Source organism: Hymenobacter nitidus (assembly GCF_020447315.1).
Classification (GTDB): domain Bacteria; phylum Bacteroidota; class Bacteroidia; order Cytophagales; family Hymenobacteraceae; genus Hymenobacter; species Hymenobacter nitidus.
The window spans coordinates 482134-506804 of record NZ_JAJADQ010000001.1 but is presented as its reverse complement, the minus strand read 5'-3'; the positions used below and the strand labels follow the sequence as shown (position 1 = coordinate 506804).

The 24671-nt window shown below is 60.8% G+C and carries 18 protein-coding genes and 2 tRNA genes; 9 read left to right on the top strand and 11 right to left on the bottom strand.

Annotated elements, in window-relative coordinates:
• Positions 1-83: 83 nt before the first annotated feature.
• On the bottom strand, positions 84-2744 hold the full coding sequence (locus LGH70_RS02185; RefSeq protein WP_226182230.1) for a M36 family metallopeptidase: 2661 nt from the start codon (positions 2742-2744) through the stop codon (positions 84-86).
• Between the two features lie 193 nt (positions 2745-2937).
• A complete protein-coding gene (locus LGH70_RS02180; protein ID WP_226182228.1) occupies positions 2938-3471 on the bottom strand; it encodes an RNA methyltransferase in 534 nt (177 codons plus the stop codon).
• 182 nt (positions 3472-3653) lie between these two features.
• Between LGH70_RS02180 and mutS the strand changes: the two genes are divergently transcribed.
• The 5 genes from mutS to LGH70_RS02155 all read left to right on the top strand — a co-directional run bounded on the left by mutS (position 3654) and on the right by LGH70_RS02155 (position 9934).
• Positions 3654-6374 (top strand): DNA mismatch repair protein MutS, encoded by a 2721-nt coding sequence (gene mutS, locus LGH70_RS02175; protein WP_226182676.1) that lies wholly within the window; start codon positions 3654-3656, stop codon positions 6372-6374.
• Positions 6375-6550: 176 nt separating this feature from the next.
• Positions 6551-6623: transfer RNA gene (locus LGH70_RS02170), tRNA-Gly, on the top strand.
• A 61-nt stretch (positions 6624-6684) separates the two neighbouring features.
• Positions 6685-6768 (top strand) — tRNA-Leu (locus tag LGH70_RS02165).
• A 342-nt stretch (positions 6769-7110) separates the two neighbouring features.
• Positions 7111-9402, top strand: a complete 2292-nt coding sequence (locus tag LGH70_RS02160) for a hypothetical protein (RefSeq protein ID WP_226182227.1) — start codon at positions 7111-7113, stop codon at positions 9400-9402.
• Between the two features lie 133 nt (positions 9403-9535).
• Positions 9536-9934 (top strand): hypothetical protein, encoded by a 399-nt coding sequence (locus tag LGH70_RS02155; RefSeq protein WP_226182225.1) that lies wholly within the window; start codon positions 9536-9538, stop codon positions 9932-9934.
• 2 nt (positions 9935-9936) lie between these two features.
• Here the strand turns inward: LGH70_RS02155 and LGH70_RS02150 are convergent, their stop codons facing one another.
• Both LGH70_RS02150 and xrtX read right to left on the bottom strand, forming a co-directional pair.
• Complete coding sequence (locus LGH70_RS02150) at positions 9937-10455, bottom strand: XrtX-associated membrane protein (protein ID WP_226182223.1); 519 nt, start codon at positions 10453-10455, stop codon at positions 9937-9939.
• Positions 10456-10457: 2 nt separating this feature from the next.
• Entirely contained in the window at positions 10458-11051 is a 594-nt protein-coding gene (xrtX, locus tag LGH70_RS02145) for an exosortase X (protein ID WP_226182221.1), read from the bottom strand.
• Between the two features lie 159 nt (positions 11052-11210).
• Here xrtX and LGH70_RS02140 point away from each other — a divergent pair, with 159 nt between their 5' ends.
• Complete coding sequence (locus tag LGH70_RS02140; protein WP_226182674.1) at positions 11211-12176, top strand: AAA family ATPase; 966 nt, start codon at positions 11211-11213, stop codon at positions 12174-12176.
• A gap of 116 nt (positions 12177-12292) precedes the next feature.
• Entirely contained in the window at positions 12293-13108 is an 816-nt protein-coding gene (locus tag LGH70_RS02135) for a class I SAM-dependent methyltransferase (RefSeq protein WP_226182219.1), read from the top strand.
• Between the two features lie 3 nt (positions 13109-13111).
• On the opposite strand, the gene LGH70_RS02130 is transcribed toward LGH70_RS02135, so the two are convergent.
• The 4 genes from LGH70_RS02130 to LGH70_RS02115 all read right to left on the bottom strand — a co-directional run bounded on the left by LGH70_RS02130 (position 13112) and on the right by LGH70_RS02115 (position 20451).
• Positions 13112-14374 (bottom strand): lipopolysaccharide biosynthesis protein, encoded by a 1263-nt coding sequence (locus LGH70_RS02130; protein WP_226182217.1) that lies wholly within the window; start codon positions 14372-14374, stop codon positions 13112-13114.
• Positions 14371-15600 carry a glycosyltransferase gene (locus LGH70_RS02125; protein WP_226182215.1) on the bottom strand — a complete coding sequence of 410 codons (1230 nt, stop codon included), beginning with the start codon at positions 15598-15600 and terminating at the stop codon, positions 14371-14373. Before LGH70_RS02125 ends, LGH70_RS02130 begins: the two co-directional genes overlap by 4 nt.
• A 140-nt stretch (positions 15601-15740) precedes the next feature.
• The gene (locus tag LGH70_RS02120) at positions 15741-17474 is read right to left on the bottom strand and encodes a T9SS type A sorting domain-containing protein (protein ID WP_226182213.1); all 1734 of its coding nucleotides are present in this window, start codon (positions 17472-17474) and stop codon (positions 15741-15743) included.
• Between the two features lie 130 nt (positions 17475-17604).
• Positions 17605-20451: a TonB-dependent receptor gene (locus LGH70_RS02115; protein ID WP_226182211.1), complete on the bottom strand. Its 2847-nt coding sequence runs from the start codon at positions 20449-20451 to the stop codon at positions 17605-17607.
• Positions 20452-20622: 171 nt separating this feature from the next.
• Between LGH70_RS02115 and LGH70_RS02110 the strand changes: the two genes are divergently transcribed.
• Positions 20623-21504, top strand: coding sequence for a YicC/YloC family endoribonuclease (locus LGH70_RS02110; protein WP_262905200.1), 882 nt, complete (start codon positions 20623-20625; stop codon positions 21502-21504).
• Positions 21505-21914: 410 nt separating this feature from the next.
• The gene (locus LGH70_RS02105) at positions 21915-22379 is read left to right on the top strand and encodes a hypothetical protein (RefSeq protein ID WP_226182207.1); all 465 of its coding nucleotides are present in this window, start codon (positions 21915-21917) and stop codon (positions 22377-22379) included.
• A 131-nt stretch (positions 22380-22510) separates the two neighbouring features.
• Here LGH70_RS02105 and LGH70_RS02100 read toward each other — a convergent pair whose 3' ends face one another.
• From LGH70_RS02100 to gcvH, 3 genes are read right to left on the bottom strand one after another with little or no spacing between them, the layout of a single operon-like run.
• On the bottom strand, positions 22511-23824 hold the full coding sequence (locus LGH70_RS02100) for a M28 family metallopeptidase (RefSeq protein WP_226182205.1): 1314 nt from the start codon (positions 23822-23824) through the stop codon (positions 22511-22513).
• 10 nt (positions 23825-23834) lie between these two features.
• A complete protein-coding gene (locus LGH70_RS02095; RefSeq protein ID WP_226182203.1) occupies positions 23835-24203 on the bottom strand; it encodes a VanZ family protein in 369 nt (122 codons plus the stop codon).
• A 54-nt stretch (positions 24204-24257) separates the two neighbouring features.
• Entirely contained in the window at positions 24258-24638 is a 381-nt protein-coding gene (gcvH, locus tag LGH70_RS02090) for a glycine cleavage system protein GcvH (protein ID WP_226182201.1), read from the bottom strand.
• Between the last annotated feature and the right edge of the window lie 33 nt (positions 24639-24671).

Below are 24671 nucleotides of genomic sequence, written 5' to 3'. Positions count from 1 at the left end.
GAGGTAGTGCAGTATAACAACAAAAAACCCGTCCGGCGCGTAGCCAGACGGGTTTTTTTCTTTGTAAGCGGTGGTGGGTCAGCTTAGTGCTGCACCATCACTTTTTTGGTAATCGTGCCTTCTGAAGTAGTCAGGCGCACGACGTAGATGCCATTGGCCAGCTCCGTGGTGTTCAGGCGTACGCCCTCGGCCTGAATGTGGGCGGCCGAAGCCGACGTAGCCAGTACCGTACGACCCAGAACCGTCACCAGCTCAACCTGCACGGGTACTTTGCTGCTCACCTGCGTGCGCACCGTCAGCTGGTCGGCGGCGGGGTTCGGATATACTTCCACCAGCTTCTCGCTCAGGACTTTCTGCGTGCTCAGCACGGTTGGCAGCTCAAAGCCGGCCGTGTTGTCGCCCACGCTGGCAGTACCCTGCACGGCATTAAAGCCCATACCCCGACGGGCAAATACCTGCCAGATCAGGGCCGAGTTGGCAGCGCGGTTGTTCAGGCTGTCGGCCTTCAGGATGGCGTTGCGGCCGTCCAGGAAGCCGGGGATGCACTTCTGCAGCTTGCAGCCGTCGAGCACGAGCTGCAGGGCAATGTTGTTGCCGCCCGTAGCCGCCGTCAGATCGGCGTTGTAGCCGTACTTGTTGATCAAAGCCCAGTTCAGGTCCCACAATACCGTGGCCCAAACTTCGCCTACGTCGTGGGTAGCCGAGTATTGACCCGCGCCCGTGCCGATGAAGGCGTAGGTATGGTTATTCACAGTGAAATCGGTGGTGTAGCGCTTGCGGCGAATGCCACCACCAGTAGTCGGCTCGTTGCCGGCATATGTTCCAATGCCGCGGGGCGTGGTTCCCACGTCGCCGGGCTTGGTGGTCATCCACAGGGCGAAGAAGTCGCTCCAGCCTTCACCCATGGTTTCGTTGGGCAGACCGTTGGTAGAAGTTGGCAGGCAGGCACCCGTGCCACCGCCGGTCAGGCGGTTGGAGATGCCGTGGCCGTACTCGTGGGCTACAATGCCATTGTCGAAATCACCATCGGGGCCAGCACCACCGGTACCGCCTACCATCACAATGCCGCCACCTTCCATGGCCTGCTTGAGACGGTCGCCCAGACCCTGGGGAATGAACACGGCTGGGATACGTAGGCCTACAGTGTCGGGCGAAGCGCCGGTCATGCCACCCACGGTAGCGGCGCCGGTGGTATCAACTACCACCACCATGCGGGCGCCGGCAGCCTGGGCAAACTGTACTTTGGAGGCAAATGAGCATTTGCCGCGGTCTACTACGGCAATGTTGCCATTCAGGGCGGCTGGGTTCAGGAAGGGGCCGTTGCAGCCCCGGGAGGGCTTGGCCGAGCCGTCGTTTACCAGCACCAGCTTGCCGCGGTAGTTGGCGCCCAGCGAGTTTACGGTGCGGCCGAAATCAGCCAGCCCAGCGGGGTACGTACCGGCTACTGAAGCGGGCGAGGCCACAATCAGGGAGCCGGGGGCAGCGCTCCAGTTGTACATCTGCATCTTGCCGCGGGTGCCATCGGGCGGAGTGCTGAAGTTGGCGTTGTTGGTGCCGCCGCCATCTTGTCCTTCCGCCTTCACCTGGTCGTTGCCCAGGCCCTGGCCGGTGTAGTTCATCTGCTGGAAGTTGGCGCTGGCCTCCGTAAACCCTTTGCGGAACATGATGTCGTGCAGCAGGTTGTTCCAGTAGAACAGGTTGGTTATCGACAGCTTGAGGTTGCCTACCTGGCGCGCAGCCGGGTCGTAGGGGAAGTTGAACTCTAAATTCGCGCCGCCGTCGGGGCTCAGGTTCTGGCTGGCGATGTAGACGTTGCGGTTGTTGCGGTCGTCGTAGGCGTGCACGTTGTTGCCGCGCGTGATGGTGTACTCGTTGCCGGCTACCCCATTTTCGTCGTGCCAGCCGAAGGGCGAGGCCACGGCATCGGCCGGAGTGGCTACTACCTGCCGGGCGCCGTGGTTAGGGCTTTCCACGGTAATGGGCCACACGTTGTAGCTGTTGGGCACATTCACCTTACTGGCCTGCGTGGGGGCGGCCTCGGGCAGCTTCATTACCTGCACGGCCCGCTCCGTCAGCTGGGCAAACGTCACCGGCTCGTGCACGGTGTAAGAATACTTGTCGACCAAAGCGCCGGTGGCGGCGTCTACGCGTACCGACCAGGCATCGTCGCTGCGCGTGGGCCAGAGCAGCACGTCGTACACGAGGCGCAGCTCGCCACCCGCTACGGGCAGGTACACCAGCTTGGCCTTGATTTTATCCTGCGAAATACCGCCGTCGGTGAAAGTCAGGCCCTCGGCGGGCGTGGCGGCAACTTCGGCGTTCAGGCCGCGGGGAGCAGCTACCTGCAGGGCCCGGGCGGCGGCTTCTACGGCCTGGGCGGGCGTCAGGGTGGGCTTGGTAGCCCGGGCGGCGGTGGCCACGTTCGGCAGGAAGCTGCTGTGCAGGGCCGTTACCTTGCCCGCACTCGTAACGTGAGCATCGGCTACGGCATTCAGAATCTCAATGCCTTCGTGGCGCTGCCGCAGGTAGATGTGGGTTACGCCGTTGTGCTTGTCGGTGTACTGGTTGGTAACGGCGGGGTTAGTCAGGTCCAACTCACTCAGACCCAAACGGCTTCGCTGGGCCGAAAGCTGGCTTAGTGCCCGCTCCAAGGGAGCATTTTGCGCCGAGCCCAGCGCCGGAATAGCCAACAAAGCCGCCAAGGCCAACGCCCGGTACCCGGACATGGTAGAAGTTAACTTCATAAAGAAAGGTTAGGAAAGAAATGCAAAAGGGAGCGGCGGTAAGCCGTTTCCAAATCTACACAAAATATGAGCAGATGTGAAGCCTGTTTGACAACTTTTGGCAGTCTTTCTCCTGTTTATAGGCAATTATGCCCGCTTAAGGCTGGTTCTGTTAGCAATTTCGGAATGCGTATTCCAGTTGTGCTATATAGCTTTATCTGCCGTCCAGCTTCGTGATAAAGTCCCATAGCACCACGCCGGCGGCCACACTCACGTTCAAGGAGTGCTTGGTGCCAAACTGCGGAATTTCCACGGCCGCGTCGCAGAGGGCCAGCACCTCGTCGTCCACGCCGAACACTTCGTTGCCCATCACCAGGGCGTAGGGGCGGCCGGGCTCGGGCCGGAAGGCGGGCAGCAGCTGGCTGCCGTCGGTCTGCTCCACGGCCACCACCACGTAGCCCGCGGCCTTGAGCTGCTGCACGGCTTCCACCGTAGTGGCAGCGTATTCCCACACCACCGACTCAGTGGAGCCCAGGGCCGTTTTGGTGATTTCGCGCTGCGGAGGCCGCCCGGTGATGCCGCAAAGCCAGATTTTCTCGATGGCAAAGGCGTCGGCGGTGCGGAAGGCCGAGCCCACATTATGCAGGCTGCGCACGTTGTCGAGCACCAGGGTAAGGGGGAATTTTTGCGTACTTTTGAAGTCTGCCACCGAGAGCCGGTTCAGCTCTTCCATTGTTCTTTTGCGCATCGCCGACGAGGTATTTTGCCCAAAGGTAGGACGGGCCCGCCGTTGCATCATCCGGGCCGGAACCGAGGGTTCGGCCGCCGCTGTTGGCAAGTAGTCCTTTCTCTATAAAACCCTGCGCTTTCGGGCGTCTTATTCTCCTGATTCCTTTGCGTACTGCCTCTACTCCGAAGAAGCCGGTGCCCATGCACGGCACGCTGGGGCCCGCCCCGGTGATTGATACGCCGCTGATGAAGCAGTATTATCAATTAAAAGAGCAGCACCCTGGCGCGTTGCTCCTGTTCCGCGTCGGCGACTTCTACGAAACCTTCGGCGAGGATGCCGTTACGGCTTCTCGCATCCTGGATATTACCTTGACCAAGCGCGGGGCCGGCACCAGTTCCGAAACCCCGCTGGCCGGCTTTCCCCACCACTCCCTCGATACCTATCTGCCCAAGCTGGTGCGGGCCGGGCAGCGCGTGGCCATCTGCGACCAGCTCGAAGACCCCAAGCAGGCCAAGGGCCTCGTCAAGCGCGGTATTACGGAGCTCGTCACGCCCGGCGTGTCGTTCAACGACAACGTGCTGGAGCGCCGTTCCAACAACTACCTGGCCGCCGTGCATTTCGGCAAGCAGGAGTGCGGCATTGCCTTCCTCGACATCAGTACCGGCGAATTCCTGGTGGCCCAGGGCGACCATGCCTACCTAGGCAAGCTGCTCCAGAATTTCAGCCCGGCCGAAGTGCTGTTCTGCAAGAAGAGCCGCTCGGAGTTTGAGCAGCACTACGGCCCCGACTTCTGCCACTACGCGCTGGATGAGTGGGTGTTTGGAGCCGACTACACCTACGAAACCCTCACCCGCCACTTCAACACGGCTTCGCTCAAGGGCTTCGGCATCGACGGGCTGCGGGAAGGCATTACGGCGGCCGGCTGCATCATGCACTACCTGGCCGAAACCAAGCACACCGATATCGGCCACATTGCCAGCATCGGGCGTCTGGAGGAAGACAAGTACGTGTGGCTCGACCGGTTTACGGTCCGCAACCTGGAGCTGGTGCACGCCCAGCACCCCGGCGGCGTGCCCCTGATTGATATTCTGGACCAGACCGTCACGCCGATGGGGGCCCGCCTGCTGCGCAAGTGGGTGGTGCTGCCCCTCAAGGAGCCCGCCCAGATTCAGCGCCGCCTCGACACGGTGGAAGGTCTGCTCGACAACCCCGAGCTGCTGGGCGAGCTGGTGCAGCACCTGCGGCAGATCAACGACCTGGAGCGCCTGATTTCCAAGGTGGCCGTGCGCCGCATCAACCCCCGGGAGCTGCTCCAGCTGAGCCGTGCCCTCGACGCCATCAGCCCGATTCGGGAGCTGCTGGCGGGTTCCGGCATGCGGGCCTTGCAGAAGCTGGCCGACCAGCTCAACGCCTGCGAAACGCTGCGGGAGGAAATCAAGGCCAAAATCCGGCCCGACGCGCCCATTCTCACCAACCAGGGCAATGTGCTCAACGAGGGCATCGATAAGGAGCTGGACGAGCTGCGCAGCATTGCTTTTTCGGGCAAAGACTACCTGTTTCAATTGCAGCAGCGCGAAATCCAGAACACCGGCATTTCGTCGCTGAAAGTGGCCTACAACAAAGTATTTGGCTACTACCTCGAAGTCACCAACTCCCACAAAGACAAGGTGCCGCCGACCTGGATCCGGAAGCAGACCCTGGTGAATGCTGAGCGCTACATCACCGAGGAGCTGAAAACCTACGAGGAGAAAATTCTGCACGCCGAGGAGCGCCTGTTCGTCATCGAACAGAACATCTACAACGAGCTGGTGCTGTCGGCCATGGACTTCGTGCCCCAGATTCAGCAGAACGCCCGCGCCATCGGCATCATCGACTGCCTGGCCTCGTTTGCCGCTACGGCCCGGCAGCAGCGCTACGTGAAGCCCACGGTGAATGACTCGACCCTGCTCGACATCCGGGCCGGCCGCCACCCCGTGATTGAGCGGCAGCTGCCGCCCGGCGAGGCCTACATTCCCAACGACATCCGCCTCGATCAGGACGACCAGCAGATTGTGGTCATCACCGGGCCCAACATGGCCGGCAAATCGGCTTTGCTGCGCCAGACGGCCCTGATTGTGCTCCTCGCCCAGATTGGCTCCTTCGTGCCCGCCGACGCGGCCACCATCGGCGTCATCGACAAGATCTTCACCCGCGTCGGCGCCTCGGATAACCTCTCGAAGGGCGAAAGTACCTTCATGGTGGAAATGACCGAAACGGCCAGCATCTTGAACAATCTTTCGGACCGCAGCTTGGTGCTGATGGATGAAATCGGGCGGGGTACGAGCACCTACGACGGTATCAGCATCGCCTGGGCTATTGTCGAGCACCTGCACAACAACCCCAAGGCCCGGGCCAAGACCCTGTTTGCCACCCACTACCACGAGCTCAACCAGCTGGCCGAAGACTGCCCACGGGTGCGCAACTACAACGTGGCCGTGCGCGAGGCCGACGGCCGCATTCTATTTATGCGCAAGCTGGTGGAAGGCGGTTCCGAGCACAGCTTCGGCATTCATGTGGCCCGCATGGCCGGCATGCCTACGGCCGTGGTGCTGCGCGCCAACGAAATCATGCACCACTTGGAGCAGGAGCGGGCCTCTACTGGGATAGAGGAAGGCCCCACGGAGTTTGATGAAGTGCTGGCCGGCCTGGAAACCGAGCCGAAAAACGGCAAGGCCAGCCGCGGTCCGGTAGCTCAGCCCGCGGCAGCGGTAGCGTCGGCGCCGCGTCCGAGCCTGCAGCTCAGCATGTTCGAGCCCGCCGACCCAGTGCTGGAGCGCCTGCGGGAGCAACTGCAGCAGCTGGATGTGAACACACTCACGCCCATTGAAGCGTTGCTGAAGCTGAATGAGCTGAAGCTGGCACTGGGGGCGAAAGGCAGGTAGCCCAGCCCGCCGTTACCTAACGTTTGAAAGTTTTTTGAAAAATAATGTGTCTGAAAATGAGCTAGAAGCGGTTTTTAAGGCGAAAATCCAGAGGAAATTTTTGGGGTAGGCATTGACAAGTTGAAAAACGCTAGTACCTTTGTCACACCAAAACGCCACTACGGTGGCTGACTCAAGCGAGAGTAGCTCAGTTGGTAGAGCGCGACCTTGCCAAGGTCGAGGTCGCGAGTTCGAACCTCGTCTCCCGCTCAAAAAAAGGATGTTGCCCCCGCAGCATCCTTTTTTTACTTTAGTGCAAGTCTGTGCACCCGCCGGAGTGGTGGAACTGGTAGACACGAGGGACTTAAAATCCCTTGCTTTCACGAGCGTACGGGTTCGATTCCCGTCTCTGGTACAAGAAGCCTTCTTTGCTGTGCGCAGGGAGGCTTTTTTCGTATCTGGGTAGGTATTCTTGGCAGCCCTAAGCCAGTGGCTGGAAAACGGCCGCTACTGACCGAGGAAATATGGCCCGGTGCAAACAAAACCACTGCAAAGCCGAATACCATACCTTCGAAGCGGGCGTTTGGTAGGAAATAGGCATTGGGCTGCTGCCACCGCCGGGCGCCGGTAGTTTATCTTTTCTATGCATAGTCAGTACATAGGGCGTTTTTTAGGGCTGATAGCTGGGCTGCTGTTGAGCGGCGCGTTTCTTCCGGCCCAAGCTCAGTACAGCTTTCGAGGCAAGCCCAGCCAGGCCGTGCTGCGCCGCTTTCTGGAACGCTCCATTACGATGGCCGGCGTCTGCGGCGACGTATACGACGAAGCCGAGCGCACCCAGGATATTCAGGATCTGGACTCGATACAGGCTAAGTTTATCGGGCGGGCGGCCTTCTGGTGGAACACGACCTACGACACGCGCGAGGACTCCCTGCACTTTGCCCGCACCTACGTCAACACCCGCCGCCTGCTGGCCCAGGACTCGACTTTAATCGTGCAGGGGGCCGTATTCGAGTTCATCCGGGGGCGGAATGAAACGACGAGCAGTGCCGACCGGATCCGGATTCCGGGCTGGGTGCTGCGGGCCTGGGGGCAAAAGCCCGATACGGTGCGCTATTTCGTGAGTGCCAACATTGCCTTCGTGCCCAACGACACGCTAGACCCCACCCGCAACGACAGGTCGCAGGTGTTTGAAGTGCCCGACGTGACGCGCCTGGAAGCCCGCATGTGGCTCTATTACCGGGCCTGCAGCTACCTGGCCACCGGCATAGAAGCCCTGCACTTGGGCCAGATGCAGCTGATGGCCCGCAAGGACGAGTCCAACGATTATGCGGCCACGCGGGAATTGCTCGACAAAATCCGTCGCTTTGCCCAGGAGGGCGCGCCGGGGTTTGCGCAACCCAACGGCCTGACCGGAACCCGACGCAAATGGGTGGTGCTCGACTGCCATTCCAAGCGGCTCATTCGGTCGCGCGGGCAAGATCTTTTCGACTTCTACTCCATGCCGGTGCGCTCGGGCAAGCTCTACACCAGCGCCAACACCAAGAGCTTCTATTCCGAAGGGGTATACGGTACCGAAATGGTGCTGAATAGCTGCGGCACCGAGGAAAGCCTCTACCAGGACCACGAAGGGCCGGGCCTGTTTCTGGTAGAACTGGATAATGGCCTGAGTTCCCGGCTGGCTCCCGATATCCGCCCGGAGTTTGTGATGTGGGGCTGGGACGAAATCAGCTGGTTTGGCAGCCAGCCGGCCGCCTACCGCGCCGACTGGCTGCGCTACGTGCATCGGTGGCTGGCCTGCAACGACCCGCAGGTGCTGCTGCAGATGCCCGGCCGGCGCGGCTTATCGTTGTTCGATGAAAACAAGCAGGAACGCCATCCGCAGTACCGGTTCAATGGCACCCAGCTGGAAAAAAAGCGCATCCGGGAAATCTGGGAGGGCCGCTACGATTCGCTGGTGCCGCTTTACTCGGTGCCCGACGCCAGGGCCGCCCGCAGCCTGACCATCGAAGCCGATGGCGCTATTTACTGGGTTGACTCTACCACGCACACTATCGAATCGGCGCGCTGGAACGCGGCGGCACCGGTGCCGGGCTGGGTGCGCAGCCGGGTGGGAGCTGCTGCCGACGCGGCCGGCGACCTGGTGGTGGAATATCCCGGCTCCCTGTTCTACCGCACGCTGAAAAATCAGGTGGAGTACTACAAGCTCGACAACGCCACCCAGCGCTGGGTTCATTATTCTACGGGTGGGCCGGCCAACGTTGGCGGCCATCTGGTCTTCGAAAATGCCGGGACCTTTCTAAATCCGCAGATTACGCCCACGCTCTACTACCGAAGCCTGGACGGGCGCCTGGAATACCTGCAGTTTGTGGACAGCACCTCTACCTGGGCCCACCAGCGCGTGCGGCGGGTGCGCGTCGATGATACGCCGGGGGCAATTGTGTCGGTGGCTACCGGCGTGGTGGCCTGCATAGCGGGGCGCAATCTGCGGGTGTTCGAGCGGCGCGGCCAGCGCTGGACAAACCAGTCGCCCTGGGACGGCAAAAATGACGTGCAAAGCCACCTGGTTTGGTACAAGGAAAGAGAGCAGCCGCACCCATTAGCCAGCCAGGGGCGCTTTTATTACCGCACCGTCACTAACGACCTGGGCGCCAACCGCTACGACCATGTTACCCACAAATGGGACTCGTTCAGCTACGCCGACGTGCTGAATGTCGGCGGCGACATTATTGTCAAGGACCCGGCCGAGCTGCTCTACCGGACCACCGACCACCGCATTGCCTCCCTGCGGTGGGGGTGCCCCGAGGGAGCCGGTCAGGGGCCGGGCTGGGTGCCGTCGACGTACGTGGGCGTGCAGAACTGCTACCAGAACCTGGTGCGCCAGCGCGACAACAGCTTTTTCTTTCTCGGGCCCCAAAGTACGGTGCACTACCTTACCTGGGAAGGCATTAAGTGCCTGCCGCCCCGCCCGGCCGTGGAAGCTGACCAAACGCCCGACGCCGGGGCGCGCGGAGCACGCAGGGAGAAAAGACCGGCTACCGGCAACGAATAAGCGCCGCTGGCGTTCGGGAGAACATCCACTGGGTTTTACGCTGGCTTGCAGCTTATAGCTGCCAGATCAGCCCTGGGCCGGCTCACGCCGAAATGGCCCGGGTTTGTCCATTCCGCTTACCGTTTACTGTATTATGGGGCAACGCCTGCTGTACGAAACACCGAAAATCAGTATCCGCTACGATGAGGCCAGCCAGTGGCTGCACGTGGAATGGGTGGGCGACCAGGACTACGACTCGGTGCGCTCGGGGGCAACCAAAATGCTGGAGTATCTGGAGGCAGAGCAGTGCAGCAAGGTGCTGAATGACAACACGCTGGTAACCAGCATGTGGGCTGATGCGGCCGAGTGGGGCGGCAAAGAGTGGTTTCCGGCCATGCGGGCTGCGGGCTGCGCATATTTTGCCTGGGTGTATTCGCCCAACGTCTACAGCCGCCTCTCCACCGACCTGACCCTACAGTACACCGCCGCCGGCATCGTCATCCTGACCTTCGACGATATTACCACGGCCCAGCTGTGGCTGCAGCAGGTATAGCGCTAGGCGCGGGCCGGCCGGCCCAATGGCACATACCAGCGCAGCAGCGGAATAAGAATAATAACGGGCAGGGGCGAAACGATGAAGTCGATCAGGCGGCGCCCGAGCTGGTAGGCCCAGCTGGCATCACCGAGCAGCTTGCCGCCCAGCAGCAGCAGGGCGCAGGCCCCGAAGATGGCCGCGTAGAGGCCCAGCACCACCCGCATGCGGGCCGCATCAAACAAAACGGCGGACAGCAGTACCAAACAGGCCCCGGTGTAGAGCAAGGCATAGCTGACCACGGCCGGCAGGCTCCGCGTGGTGACCAGTCCGCTGACGCCCTGCTGCAGAGCCGCGGCCCGCTCGGTGAGGCCCAGGGCCAGAAACAGCTTTTGCCAGGCCAGCGTGAGCAGGCCAAACACCGGCTCGTTGCGCAGGCCCACCACAAACAGGCCCGCAACCAGCAAAATTGCTACCGTGGCGCGTAGTACCAGAACCAGCGGCCGACGCCGCGCCGCGGGCTGAGTGAAAGCAGTCAGCATAGCTACGCGCGCAGAGCCTGCTGGGCGGCCGGACCGGCCAGGCGCCGGGCCCACAGCATCCAGAGCAGGAAAATAAACCCGTACACGATGAAGGTAAACGTGTAGTGGTGGTTGAATTCCACGGTTTCGGCCGAGTACAGGTGGTTGAGGGCCAGGGCCGCGATGCGCACAATGTTGATGAGGTAGATAACCAGCATGCCCACCGGAATAAACCACAGCTTGCGCGCCCAGGGCCCGGGAAAAGCCAGCACAAAGCCCGCAAACAGCGCGTACAGCACCAGCCCGTTGCACGGATGCCCCACGTGCACCGCCGGCTGGCTGTTGAGCAGCAGTAGGTAGGGGTCGAGGCCATGCACGCTGGTGTCGAAGCCCAGGGCGCGCAGCGTGGCGCTGCTGGCGGCCGTAATGTTGGCGGAGAGCAGCGCATCCAGGCGGCCGTCGAGGGCCAGGCCCCGCTCATAGCCGAAAAACCACAGCGCGTAGAAGGCTATAGCCAGCAGCAGAAAGCGGCGCAGTGCTACCGGAATAGAAGAGAAAACAGAAAGCATTGCGCAGCCACGAAAAAACAGGATAAACGGCCAACGAATATACCGCATATCCCCTAAAGCGCCACTACCGGCCCCGGCTGCGCATAAACTCAGTGGCCCATTATTCCGGCAAGCAGCCGGAGTTGGTCAGCCGGGTTTTGCTACCTTTAACTGTAGCTACTCCACTTTTCACCTATGTCCTTGCCTTCTTCAGATCTTGTGCCGCCGATGCAAGTGGCTGACTACCAGCAAAAAATAAAGCAAGTGTTTGCCGAAGTCGGTAAAGTGGTGGTGGGCCAGCACTACATGGTGGGCCGCCTGCTTATCGGCCTGTGCACCGGGGGCCACATCCTGCTCGAGGGCGTGCCGGGCCTGGCCAAAACCCTCACCATCAGCACGCTGTCGAAAGTGCTGCACCTGCCGTTTCAGCGCGTGCAGTTCACCCCCGACCTGCTGCCCTCCGACCTGGTGGGCACCATGATTTACAACCAGAATCAGTCGGTGTTTGAGGTGAAGAAGGGGCCGATTTTCGCCAACCTCGTGCTGGCCGACGAAATAAACCGCTCCCCGGCCAAGGTGCAGAGTGCCCTGCTCGAAGCCATGCAGGAAAAGCAGGTGACCATCGGCGAAACCACCTACCCGCTCGATTTGCCCTTCTTGGTGCTGGCCACCCAGAACCCGGTGGAGCAGGAGGGCACCTATCCGCTACCCGAGGCCCAGGTCGACCGGTTTATGATGAAGGTGCACGTGGATTACCTCAAGAAAGCCGACGAGCTGGAGGTGATGCGCCGCATGGCCAACATGAGCTACGTGGGCGAGGTAAACCCGATTCTGACCAAGGAAGACATCTTCGCCATTCGCTCGATGATTAACCAGGTGCAGATTTCCGAAACGCTGGAGAAGTACATCATCGAGCTGGTATTTGCCACCCGCAAGCCCGCCGACTACGATTTGGCCGAGTTTGCCCAGTACGTGCAGTTTGGGGTGAGCCCCCGGGCCAGTATTGCCCTGCACCGCGCCGCCAAGGCCGTGGCCTTCTTCGACGACCGGGACTACGTGCTGCCCGAAGACATTAAGGACGTGGCCGCCGACGTGCTCAACCACCGCATTCTGCTTAACTACGAAGCCGAAGCTGACGGCATTCGCACCCAGGACCTGATTGAAGCTATCCTGCGCAAAGTACCCATTAGCTAAACGGTGAGTTAGTGACTTAATGAGTTCATGAGTGGTCGTTCCGCTGGCGCCACTTGCGCAGTTTGAATATTAAACTCACGAACTCATTAAGTCACTAAATCACAAACTCACCACCTGTGTCGAAGATTTCCAAAACGCTGCGGGCCTTATCGAGCCTTGTGCGCAACCCCTGGCTGCTGAACCACGTGGTAGCGGCCGATGAAACCGCCTGGCAGCAACGGGCCTTGGTCCATAGCCACCGGCAGCTCACCGCCCAGGGACTAGCCGCCGTGCCCTTGCAAGCATTTCTCGCCACCGCCGACCACACGGTGCGGCCGTTTGCCTTTCGCGACGGCGGCTCCCTGCCCACCGATTTGCTGCTGCTGCGTGCCCTGGCCCGGCGCGTGCCCCGGGCCCGCTACTTCGAAATCGGAACCTGGCGGGGCGAAAGTGCTGCCAACGTGGCCGAAGTTGCCGCCTCGGTGCACACGCTGAACCTATCGGCGGAGGAAATGCGGAAGCTGGGGTTACCGGCCCGCTACATCGAGCTGCACGGCTTCTTTTCGCACCCTTTGCCCAACGTTACCCACCTGCACGGCAACTCGGCTACCTACGACTTGGCCGGGCTGAATCAGCAGTTCGACGTTGTTTTTATCGACGGTGACCACAGCTACGAAGCCGTACGCACCGATACGCGCCGCGTGTTCGAGCACCTGGTTGGGCCCACTACGGTCGTGGTGTGGCACGATGCCAGCCGGCAGCCGGGTCAGCCGCGCTGGGAGGTGCTGGCCGGAATCCTGGATGGACTGCCGGCCTCAGCCACGGGCCAGCTGGTGCAGGTCGAAAATACGCTCTGTGCCCTGTACTCGCCCGGGCCGCTGCCCACGCACATCCCCGACCTGCTGGCCGACCCGGCTCACTGGTTTGAGGTAACGCTGCGGCCGGTTTCGTAGGCTTTAAGCCGCTTTTTTCAGCAGACTGCGGGCATAGTCTATGTCGGCTTTGCCGGGTACGAAAGCCGCCAGCCCGGCCCCCGTGGCCCGCCGGAACTGCCAGACCAGAAAGCCAGTGGAAGCTAGGTATGACAGCGTGGTAGCTACGGCGGCGCCCTCAATGCCGAAGGCCGGAATCAGCAGCCAGCAGGCCGGAACCGTCACGAGCAGGCCCACGGTGGTGGCCAGGTTGTTCACGCGGTAGCGGCCCACGCCGGCGAAGTACGTGCTGCAGATAACGTTCAGGGCAATGGCCGCCACGCCCGGGGCCAGGCAGAGAATGACAGTTCGGGCCGCCCCAAATTCCGGTCCGAAGACGGTTGTGAGCACCAGCGGGGGCAGGGCGCACAGCCCCAGCACGGCCAGCACCGTGGAGAGCAGCGTAAGTCGGGCCACCCGTAGCGTAGGCTCAATCTGGGCGTGTTTGTCGGTGGCGTGCACTAAATCCACATACTGGATAAGGGCCGTGCTGCGCGGAATCAGCCAGATGGCCTCGGCCAGGGCCACGCCCACGCTCAGCACCCCCACGGCGCGGGCATCGGCGTAGTGGGCCACGAAGTAGTAGCTCAGGCGGTAGTTGGCAAACGCCAGGATGTTGGACAAATGTGCGCCCCGACTATGGAAGGCCAGCTCCCGGGCCGTCACCAGCAGGTCGCGGCCCCCGGCCCACCGGTCGGGAAGGCGCAGCAGGGCGCCAAAGCTCAGCAGCAGCGGCAGCCCGTAGGCCCCGTACGCCGCGTAGTAATACACGGGCACCACGCGCCAGTGCAGCCCCACCAGCAGCACGGCCAGTCCGCCGGCCAGCAGACTCACCTGCAGCAGGTTCAGGAAATTATAGGCGCCTTCCTGCTTGCGGCCCAGCAGCAACGACGTGTTGATGGAAAAATAGGCCTGCAGCAGCGCCAGGGCCAGCAGGTGCAGCAGATAGGAGGGAGGCACAGGCCGGGTAAGGGCTACCAGCGCCGTGCCCGTCCCGCAGACCACCGTGGCCCAGCCGTAGGCCGGCACCAGCAGGTGCCAGAGGCTGCGCTTGGGGGCCAGGTAGATAAGCGAAGAGCCACCCAGCAGGCCAATAAAGAGCAGCAGCGCGGCACAATCCGTAATAAAGAGGCTGACCTGCCCGCGCCCGGCCGCCCCGAGGTAGCGCGCTGTCAGCCACACGATGCCAAAGCTCAGCAGGGCCGTACCCAGGCGGGTGGCAAAGTTGTGCAGGATGCGGCGAATCATTGGCTGGCCGGTTGCTGGCCGGCCGGGGCGGGCCGCAGGATAGTCGAATACAGCTCGGCAAACTGCCGGCCCACCTCCGCATAGCTGAAGTGCGCTACCGCGTAGTGGCGTAGCTGCTCGGCCCGGAACCGTTCCGGATGCCGCAGCACCGTCGATAATGCCTGCTCCAGGGCCGCTTCATCCTGGGCGGGCACCAGCAGGCCGCGGGTACCATCCGGGGGCAGCAGCTCGGGCACGCCGCCTACCGCCGTGGCCACGGCCGGCAGCCCGCTGGCCTGGGCCTCAATCAGCACGCAGGGCAGGTTTTCGTAATTGCTAAACAGCACAAAGCAGGCCGCCTGCTGCATTTCGTCGGCCACCTGCGCCTGAGTGAGCTTACCGAGGAAAAAGACGTGCTTGTTCAGCAGGCCCAGCTCGGCGGCCAGCTGTTGCAGCTCCCGTTCGTGGGGGCCGTAGCCGGCAATGCGCAGCGTGAGGCCGGGCCAGCGCCCCACCAGGCGCGCCAGCACCCGCAGAATTCCGCTCAGGTTTTTGGCTTGCTCATTGAAGGCCGCCACGTGCAGCAGCCGCTGCGAGGTAGCCCCGGTAGTTTTTGTGCCTCTAACCAACGAAGCCGGCTTGAACAGCTGCGTGTCCACCACATTGGGAATAACGGCCGTGCGCTGATTGCCCATTCCCAACTCCTGCATGGCCTGCCGCAGATTGAGCGAAACGGTGTGCAAGGCCGCCGCCCGCCCGATAACGTGGCGGCTGAGCCAGCGGCGCAGGTTACTGATGCGGCCGGCGTTTGGGGGCAGATACAGCGTCCAGTGTTCCGTAACCAGGTAGGGAATGTTGCGCGTCAGGTGCAGGGCCCGGGCAAACAGGCCGGTGCGCAGCAGCACGTGCACGTGTACCAGCTGGGGCGGCAGGCCCCAGTGCCGCACCACGCGCCGGTAGCCGCGGGCCAGGCACCAGAAGTAGAGCCCGAGCTTCAGCAGCTTGTTGAGCGGGGCCAAACCAGTGGGCCGGGCGCGGTAGTAATAGCGCAGCGTGGGCACCGGGCCGCTCAGGTCGTCTTCGCACACGGTCAGGCCGGGGAGCGGGCCGCGGGCTACGGCGGCAAATACCACGGCCACCTGGGCGTGCGGGGCAATGGCAGCTACGTGCCGGGCCACGAAGTCCCCATCCTGGTCGTCGTAGCGGTGGGGGTACCACTTGGGCAGCATCAACACGCGGGGCTTCATATGGGCTGCAAGCTACGGGTTTTGCGGAGCCGGAAAAGCCAGGCGCGGCAACAAAAAAGCCTGCCCCAAAACGGGACAGGCTTCTATTCGCATAAGAATCCTTCGGCTAACGGCTCACTTTGATAAACGTAAGGTCTGGGTTACTTGGCTACCACGAACCGAACTGTCTGGCTGGTTTGGTTGGTCGTCACGGTAGCAATGTAGACGCCGTTGTGCAGCGTAGAGGGCAGGGCCAGCTGCTGCGGACCCGCGCTCAGGCGGCCCGCCTCGATAACCGCCACTTTGCGGCCCAGGGCATCGGTGATGCGTACCGTGGCTACGTCAGCTGTTTTCAACTCGAAGGAAAGCAGCGCCTCGCCGGCCGTGGGATTGGGCGCCACGCTCAGGCTTTGCACCTGGTCGTTGGCCGGTTTTGTGGCCAGCGTCTGGCCGGGCAGGTTGTAGCAGGTGTTCTGCGGATTGAAGTTCGTCCAGCCCGCCGCCCAGTTGGTGCTGCCGAAGGCGCCGCGGAAGGTAACCACGTCGAAGGTGCTGTTGGGGCCACCGTTGCCGCTGCCCGTGAGCTTGGCATTGGTGAAGGCCGCGCCGGTGTTCAGCAGGGAGGCGGCGGGCAGGTCTAGGCTGGGCACGCAGGGCTTGTTGTTCGAGCAGTTGCCCTCGAAGGCAAAGTTGTCGGCATTCAGGCCCAGGGCCGCTACGGTGCGCGTCGTGTCGTTGCCATTGCCGCCCACGAAGCCGTTGATGGTGAAGCCCGCAGTCAGGCCGCTGTTGCTCGTTACGCGGCCCGCCCGGCCGGGAGCCGTGTAGCCAGCCAGCACGTTATTGGCAAACACCAGGGAACCGCCCTGGGCGTTGTTGGTGGTCAGGTTGGTCGAGTTGCTGTTCAGCTCCAGGCCAAAGCGGCGGCCGGCAAATACCGAGTTGAAAATGCTCAGCGCCGAGTTGCGGCGAATCTGCGCGCCGTTGGAGTTGTTGAAAGGAGCCGCCGGGGTCGGGGTGGTAGGCAGCAGCACGGTCATATTCGAAAACACGGCCGAGGTCTGGGGCGCGTTGGCCGAGCCGGTGGCGTCGTTGTCACTCTCAAAGCCATTCGACACGCCGCCCGTGGCAATGTCGCCGCGGCGTGGGTCGCGCACGGCCAGGCCGTATTGCACCCGGCCCGAGAAGCCGTTGTCGGTGTCGAAATCGTCGTCGGTGCCGGCCAGGGCAATCAGGTATTTCGCGTTGACGGTGCCGCCAAACCACTCGAAGGAGTCATCGCCCGAGCCCGTTACCTGCACGTGGTCGATGGTGGTGCCGTAGCCCACGCCGCCCAGGGTCAGGCCGTTGATTTCGCTGTTGGGCAGGAAAGCCACGCCGGGGTATTCGATGCGCACGTACTGCAGCACGCCGGAGTTGTCGGCCGGGTCGGTGCCGCCGTAGTTGGCCTCCACGCCACCTTCGATGGAGGGGTTACCGTTCTGGTTGATGGGCGCGCGGCCGCAGATGATAACGCCGCCCCAGTCGCCGGGAGCCCGCTGGCCGGCGGGTTGATTGGAGGTGAAAACGATGGGCTGGGTAGCCGTACCAGCGGCAATCAGCTTGCCGCCCTGTCGGATAACCAGCGCCCCCTGGTTGTTCAGGTCGCCCTTAATGATGGTGCCGGCCTCGATGGTCAGCGTGACGCCGCTGTTCACGTATACCGTCCCGTTGAGCAGGTAGATGTTGTTGCGGGTCCAGGTGGTATTCTGCGTGATGGCAAGTCCTGTTTTGCTGGGCGTGCCCGTGCCAACGGATACGACGGCCGAAGTAGCCGGGCACGACTGCGCCAGCATGGTGAGCGGCGAAGTGGCCAGCGCCAGGGCAAGAAGAGCCGGGAGTACAGTCTTTTTCATGCGAGAAAATAGGAGGTAAGTAGTTGTGGAATTGCTCTGCAAAGGTCCGCCCGAACCGGCGCGTTTGCCACCGTTCGGGCGTTACCATTTCACTGCCTCTGGGTTAAGAAACTGTTACCGCGGCGGGGGGCTAAAAGCGCATCGTGAGGCCCAGCGTGGAGTAGGTGCCGCGGCGGTAGCGGGAGAAGGCCGCGCCTTTCTCGATGCCGTTGATCTTGCCGTTGCGGTCGAAGTCGTAGTACTGCTGCACTTCCTGGTTGAGCATGTTCTGAATGCCGGCCCGCACCTCGAAGTGGCTGCCGATGCCCTTGGTCAGGGCCAGGTCGACCACGTGGCGCGGCATTTCCAGAATGGAGAAGTTCCGGTCCCGGTCGCCCACGAAGGCAATGCGCGGCCCGATGACGTTGTACTGGGCCGATACCTGCCAGCGGTTCTCGTCGTCCTGGTAGAACACGCCCAGGTTCACCACGTAGGGCGACTGCCCCTGCAGGGCGCGGTCGGTGAGAGCAAACTTCTTGTTTTCGGCCAGCGTCGTATCCAGCTGCACGCGGCTGCGGATCAGGGAGGCATTCAGCACGAAGGAGAGGCGCTGTAGAAAGGGGTTGTCCGTCAGGTCGAGCAACGACTTGCGAGCCTCGATTTCCACGCCCAGGTCGTAGGCTTTGGTAGCGTTCTGGTAGCCCAGGTACACGTCGCTGCCGCCCACCGAGCGGGTTACCTGCTCAATGGGGTCGATGAAGCGCTTGCCAAACAGGCCGACCGACAGCATCTCCGAGCGGCTGGGGTAGAACTCGTAGCGTAGGTCGGCGTTGTAAATCCGGGCCGTGCGCAGCGTGTTGTTGCCGGTAATGAAGAAGTTGGTGCTAAAGTCGTAGTACGTGTAGTTGGCTACTTCCCGGAACTCGGGCCGGTTCACCGACTCGCTCACGCCGGCCCGCAGCATGCTGCGCTCCGTGAAGCTGTAGGTGGCATTCAGTGAGGGCAGCACGAAGGTGCGAATCTCCTCGTAGGCCTTCTCCTGCACGTCGCCCGACTCCAGGTTCTTCCGGTTGTATTCTACCCGCACGCCGCCGGTCACGTTGAACTTGTCGGAAATTGGAGCCACTCCGCTCAGGTAGGTAGCCACCAGGCGGTTGCGGCCGATGTAGCGGTCCTGGGGTAAGGTGCCTTCGCGCAACACCAAGCCGGTATTGGCATCAAGGTTTTTGTCGCTGAAAATCGTTTCCAGCGACTCCTCGCCAATAGTAGAGTCGAAGCGGCGGGAGCGGGTGTAGTTGAAGTAGCGGCTGTCGTACGTACGCTTTTTCTCTTCGCCGTAGAAGCCGGCCCGCACCTTATACTCGCTGGCGCGCAGCGTGTCGCGGTTGTTCTTGAACCGGTACTCCACCTGCCCACTGCCCATGTAGGTGTTTTCCGTGAGCGTAGAGTAAAAGCGCGAGCTGGTAGTCGGGATGGTGTTGATGGAAACCAAAAACGGCGTCGGGTTCTGTTCGCTGGGCATGTTGGCCGTCACCTCGCGCGTCTGCTGGTTCTGGCGGTAGTCGGGCTCGTCGCGGTTTACGTAGTTGTAGCCCCCGGCCCAGGTCAGGGCAAAGCGGCTCTCGGGACCCACCGTGTGCGTGCCACCGAGCTGGCCCGAGTAGATGCTGCGGCTCTGGTAGTGCAGCGAGAAGTCGTTGCGCTCCTGCGCGTCGTCGATGTTCACGCCCTTGCGGTTCACCACCTCATCGGTGCCGTACTGGTTGAAGAAGTTGCGGAACTCCAGCTTGTGGCGGTCATTCAGGCGCACTTGGTAGTTGTGGATAACGCCTAGGCGCACGGCCGACAAACTGCGCGTATCGGAGTAGTCGAACAGCTTGCCCGGTAGCTGGTCGGACTTAGCGGGGTCGTAGGCCGAGAAGCGCTGGCGCTGGGCCGTGTACTGCTCCTGCGTATTGGAGTACGACAGCGAGGTAACGTTGCTGATATAGACGCTGCCAATCTCAAACTTGCGGTTCAAACCCAGCGAGAGGCGCAGGTCGGGGCGGGAGGTAATGGTAGTGGGTAGGAATTCGTTGCGCAGTGTGCCCCGCAGCTGCTGGAGCTGTTCGGGCGTCGTGGTGCGGTTCTGCTGGTTCAGGCTGTTAAGCACGCCGGGCATGTTGCGCTGGCCGTTGTCGAAACCCAGGAAATCGGTCGGGCTGTGATTGGACTGCAGAAAGTCGCTCTTAAAGGAGTTGGTGGAGCGTACCCAGCCCGAAACCGAGAAGCTGCCCGTATTTTCCAGCACGCTATTCTTGGTGTACACCTTCACTACGCCGCCGCCAAACTCGCCGGGCAGCTCCGGAGAGCCCGATTTGAAAATCAGGACCCGGTCGATAACCGAGCTGGGCAGAATATCAAAGGAGAAGGAGCGGGTGTCTACTTCGGCTGAGGGTGTCAGCGCGTCGTTCAGCAGCACCGTATTGTAGCGCTCGGCCAGGCCGCGAATCACAATGAAGTTGTTGTTCTGCACCGTTACACCCGGAATGCGCTTCACTACCTCCGCCGCGTCGCGGTCCAGCGTCTTCACGATCTGGTCGTTGCTCATGCCGCTCACCACCACCTCGCTGCGCTTCAGGTCCTGAATCATGGCCACCTCGGTGCCGGTTTGCTTCTGGCCCGTCACGGTCACCTCCTGCAGGTTGGTGGCATTCTCTTCCATCACCCCGTTCAGAGATGTTTTGGCGTTGGCCGTCACCACGATGCCGGCAAACGTCAGCGGCTTGTAGCCGATGTAGGTCATCGTAATGTTGTAGGTGCCCGGGGCAAGCTTCAGCTCATAATGGCCCTGCACATCCACTGGTGCCGCCTGCACCGTGCCCGTTACCAGTACGGTAGCGCCAATGACGCCCTCGCCCGTTTTTTTATCAGTTACTTTGCCACTGATTGATCCTTGCTGGGCGTAGGCAAAGGAATTGATAATCAGGAAAATAAACAGTAGTCCTAGGCGGCGCATACGGCTGTGATTTTTCGTTTCACAAAGCTACCGTAGCCCTATTATGCCAGTATTTCGACAAGGTTACCCTTATGTTATTCCCAGGGGTATATATACATACTGAGTTGAAAACCATTACTTTTGCACCCGCTTTCATCTGCCCTCTAGCCCATACTCTCCATGCTTTTGTCCATGACCGGTTACGGTATCGCACACCGCGAGACTGACCGTTATTCGGCCACGGTCGAAATAAAGTCCCTGAATTCCAAGACGCTGGATTTGAGTTTGCGGCTGCCCCGCTTCCTGCAGGATCGGGAACTGGAGCTTCGAAATATTATAACCAAAGCGCTGGTCAGGGGCAAAGTCAACCTGAGCTTCGACTTCGTTCGGCCCCGCAATGCCGTCCGGCCCAGCGCCGTGCTCAATCAGGATGCCCTGCTGGCCTCGTATCGGGAGCTGGAAAAGGCCGCCGAGCTGGTAGGAGCCCCCAAGGACCAGTTGTTTGCGCTGGCGCTGCACATGCCCGGCGTACTGCAGGCCCCCACCGAAGCGGCCGTGGCCGATGAAGAGGAGGAAATCGGCTGGGATGAATTGCTGCCCCTGGTGACCGAGGCCCTGGAGCGCGTCAACCAGTTTCGCCACGACGAAGGGCAGGCCCTCACCGCAGAGATTGTCGGATACGTCGAGCAGATTCAGCAGCAGCTGCGCGAGGTAGAGCGCCACGACCCGGCCCGTATCGAGCACGTGCGCCAGCGTTTGCAGCAGCACCTGGCCGAGCTTACCAGCCACGAGCAGTTCAATCCGGTGCGCTTCGAACAGGAGGTGCTATACTATATTGAGAAGCTTGACATTGCCGAGGAAAAGGTCCGTTTGACCAGTCATTTGCAGTACTTCATCGAAACTGTAGCTATACCCGAGCCCAGCGGAAAGAAATTAGCGTTTATTTCGCAGGAAATTGGCCGCGAAATCAACACAATTGGCTCAAAAGCAAACGATTCGGTGGTCCAGCACCTGGTTGTCGGCATGAAGGAAGAGCTCGAGAAAATCAAGGAACAAATCAATAACATTCTTTGAGTACCACGGTTTTTAGCTAATGCCTATAAGTATGTAGAATTGAACTTTTGACATAAATTTTGGTATAGTTTATTTGCTATACCACTTCCGGAAATTTTATGTTGACCCCGAGGACATCCAGAAATGTATATTTTTCGTAAATGCCCTTAACAAGCTTAAAACCGCTTTTTTCTGAATCATCAGGCCGGTTTGAGCTCCGCAAGCCAATTATTTTCAGACGAAAATTTGCAGCTTCAGATTTTCTGCCTAAATTGTGTTATCCGAACAGAGTGACTACTCGAAGTTTGGAGTCTTACTTACCCTTGAATTCCACGTTTTTTTCAGCCACTACTATGAAAAAAGCCTTACTAGCTCCCGTACTTTGCTTGACGCTGTTGCTGTCGGCATTCCGCCCTTTCGCTGAGGTGGAAATGATTAAAAAGCGTGTTCTCAGCGAGCGGGTTGAAATCTTGATTCCCAAGGGCTTCGAGGTGATGAGCGAGCAGCAGATGGACTTCAACTACGCCAAAGCGCAGAGCCGTCCCAGCGTTATCTACACCAATAGCAAAGAGGCCAGCATCGCCTTCACCTATACCGACAACACTGCCGATCAGGACATGATTGACATGTATGCCGAGAACTTCTACAAGATGTACTCCAAGCAGTACAAGGAGGCGAAGTGGTTCAACAAAGGCGTTAAAGAGGTAAACGGCCGCAAAATTGGTTACATGGAACTGATGAAGCCCGAACTCGGCCACGAGGTGTACAATCTGGTTTTCTTCACCGACGTAGAAGGCAAATTGCTGATGTGCAACTTCACCTGCGCCGACCGCCAGAAGCCCGAGTGGGAAGCTGTTGCCAAGCAGATCATGGCCTCGTTCAAGTCGAACGGCTAAGCCGCCGACTGCCCCGAACTACGATATAATCTAACAATCCCGGAATTCTTTGACTAAAGTCAGAGAATTCCGGGATTGTTGTTTTCAGACAAGTTTGAAGCAACGCTGATAGCCACCGTTGCGAGGAATGCCTATTTGCTTGTTGCCAGCGTGCTGAAAAAAGCAATTACCAACTGATAAACGCCGGCAAAGGCAGTTAAGGGCAGATTTTCCGGCTGGTCGTAGATGTCGTGGTAGGCCTTGCTGCCGCCGCGGGTATAGAGGAAGAAAGCTGGTACGCCTTGCTCCGAGAAAGGGTGATGGTCGGAGTTGGCGGCGCGGCCCCGGGGCGCTATGCTGGTAAGAAAGCGCTGCCCTGCGTTGAGCTTTTCCAGTGCTTTGAAGGGCTGCTCCAATACCCGGCCATTTACGACGGTTATGCCATCCTGCCCCGTGCCTTCTAGATCAAGATTGACTAGGAAGCGGATGTTGGCCAGCGGAAAAAGCGGGTGTTGTACAAAATAGGAAGAGCCCAGCAAGCCGGCCTCTTCAGCGCCGAAGGCCATGAAGACAACGGAATAAGCCGGTTGGTTCTCGGGCTTGGCGTAATAAGCGGCCAACTCTAGCAGCAGAGCAGTACCGCTGGCATTGTCGTTGGCGCCCGGAAAGTAGACGTTCTTGCCCATGCGGCCCAGATGGTCGTAATGCGCGGAAACAACCAGAAAGGAGTCAGGTTGGATGCTGCCCGGCACGTACCCGATGATATTGCGCGCGGGATACTTGGGCAGCAGCACTGCGTCGACTTGCACGGTGGCCTGCTTGCTCTGTAGTGGCCAGCGGTGGGCCATGACCTGCAGCCGGGGCTGAGAAATCTGATGACCGGCCAGGGAAGCAGTGAGCTTATCCGGGACCAGGGTTATGAGGGCGGCTGCTTGGGTGAGATGCTGGGCAAAGGCCTCCGGGAGCGTACGGATGCGCTCGGCATCCCGCTGCCGCAGCACGAGGACCTGCTTCTGCAAGGAGCGAGCTAAGAAACGTTGGCCGGCGGCTTCATCCGTGAAGATGAGAGTGTCTAACAGGGTAAGCGGACCCGTGATGTCGCCCGAACCGGAGGCGGGTTCCAGAATGAAATCGGCGCCTGGCTCCAAGGCCCTGCCATCGAGCAGGAGCGTGCATCGCCCGGGAAAAGTATTGATGGAAACCGGGAAATGCTGGGCATACCGGTGCGTGAATGAGCGGAGTCCTAACTGCTGGAAGCGCCGACGGATATAGTCGGCGGCCCGCTGCTCGCCTTTTTTTACGTAGCCGCGGCCATGCATCGCCGGGGCCGCCAGGGTTGTGATGGTGGCCCGGGCCCGGCCCATGTCCTGGGCACAGACAGTAGGCGCCTTGACGGCAACCAGCCCTACTCCAATACCAAGGCCCAGCAGACGACGAAAGACCACGGAGGAAATAGCGGGGAGCATGGCAGCAGGGTTAGGCCCACCAGCGGCGGCAGGCGTGGGCCAGCAATAGACCGACAATGGTGCCGATACCATCACTGAGCAGATCAGACCATTCGCCGTGCCGGCCCAGGTCCATCGTGATTTGCAGGAACTCGATAAGGCTACCCAGCAGAAGACCCTCGGCCAGCACCAGACTGAAAGCGTAGGTGCGGCGGCGGGGAAAGCGGCGCTGGCGCACACTGGAAAAATAGCTCAGGGCAGCCAGAACAAAAAAGACGAAGGCATGAGCCGCCGTGTCGAAGGAAAGAAGCTCCCAAGGCGGTACGGCAGGCATATCCTGGGCTGGGGTCAGCGTCAGGACCAACACAAACGCCGCCCACGCCAGCGGCAGAGCAGCCAAGGCTCGGCGACGGGACGGGGGCGGCGCAACAGGCTGCACGGTGCGAAGCGCGGGTTAGGCGCCGATCAGCTCACCGTAGCTTTCAGCCGTCAGCAGGGCGTCGATTTCGGACGGGTTGGAGAGTTCCATCTTAATCATCCAGCCGTCGCCATACGGGTCGGAGTTTACCGTTTCGGGGCTGCCGTCGAGCTTCTCGTTGATTTCCACTACGGTGCCGGAAACCGGGCTGAAAAGGTCAGAAACCGTTTTTACGGCTTCAACCGTGCCAAATATGTCGTTTTGGGCTACTTCCTTGTCGAGGGTGTCGATATCAACATAGACGATGTCACCAAGCTCTTTCTGGGCGTGGTCGGTGATGCCGATATAAGCAACGTTGCCTTCCACACGGACCCATTCGTGCTCTTTGGTGTACTTCAGATTAGCGGGGAGATTCATGGAGTATTGTTTTGGGAGGGGTGAAAACCGGCG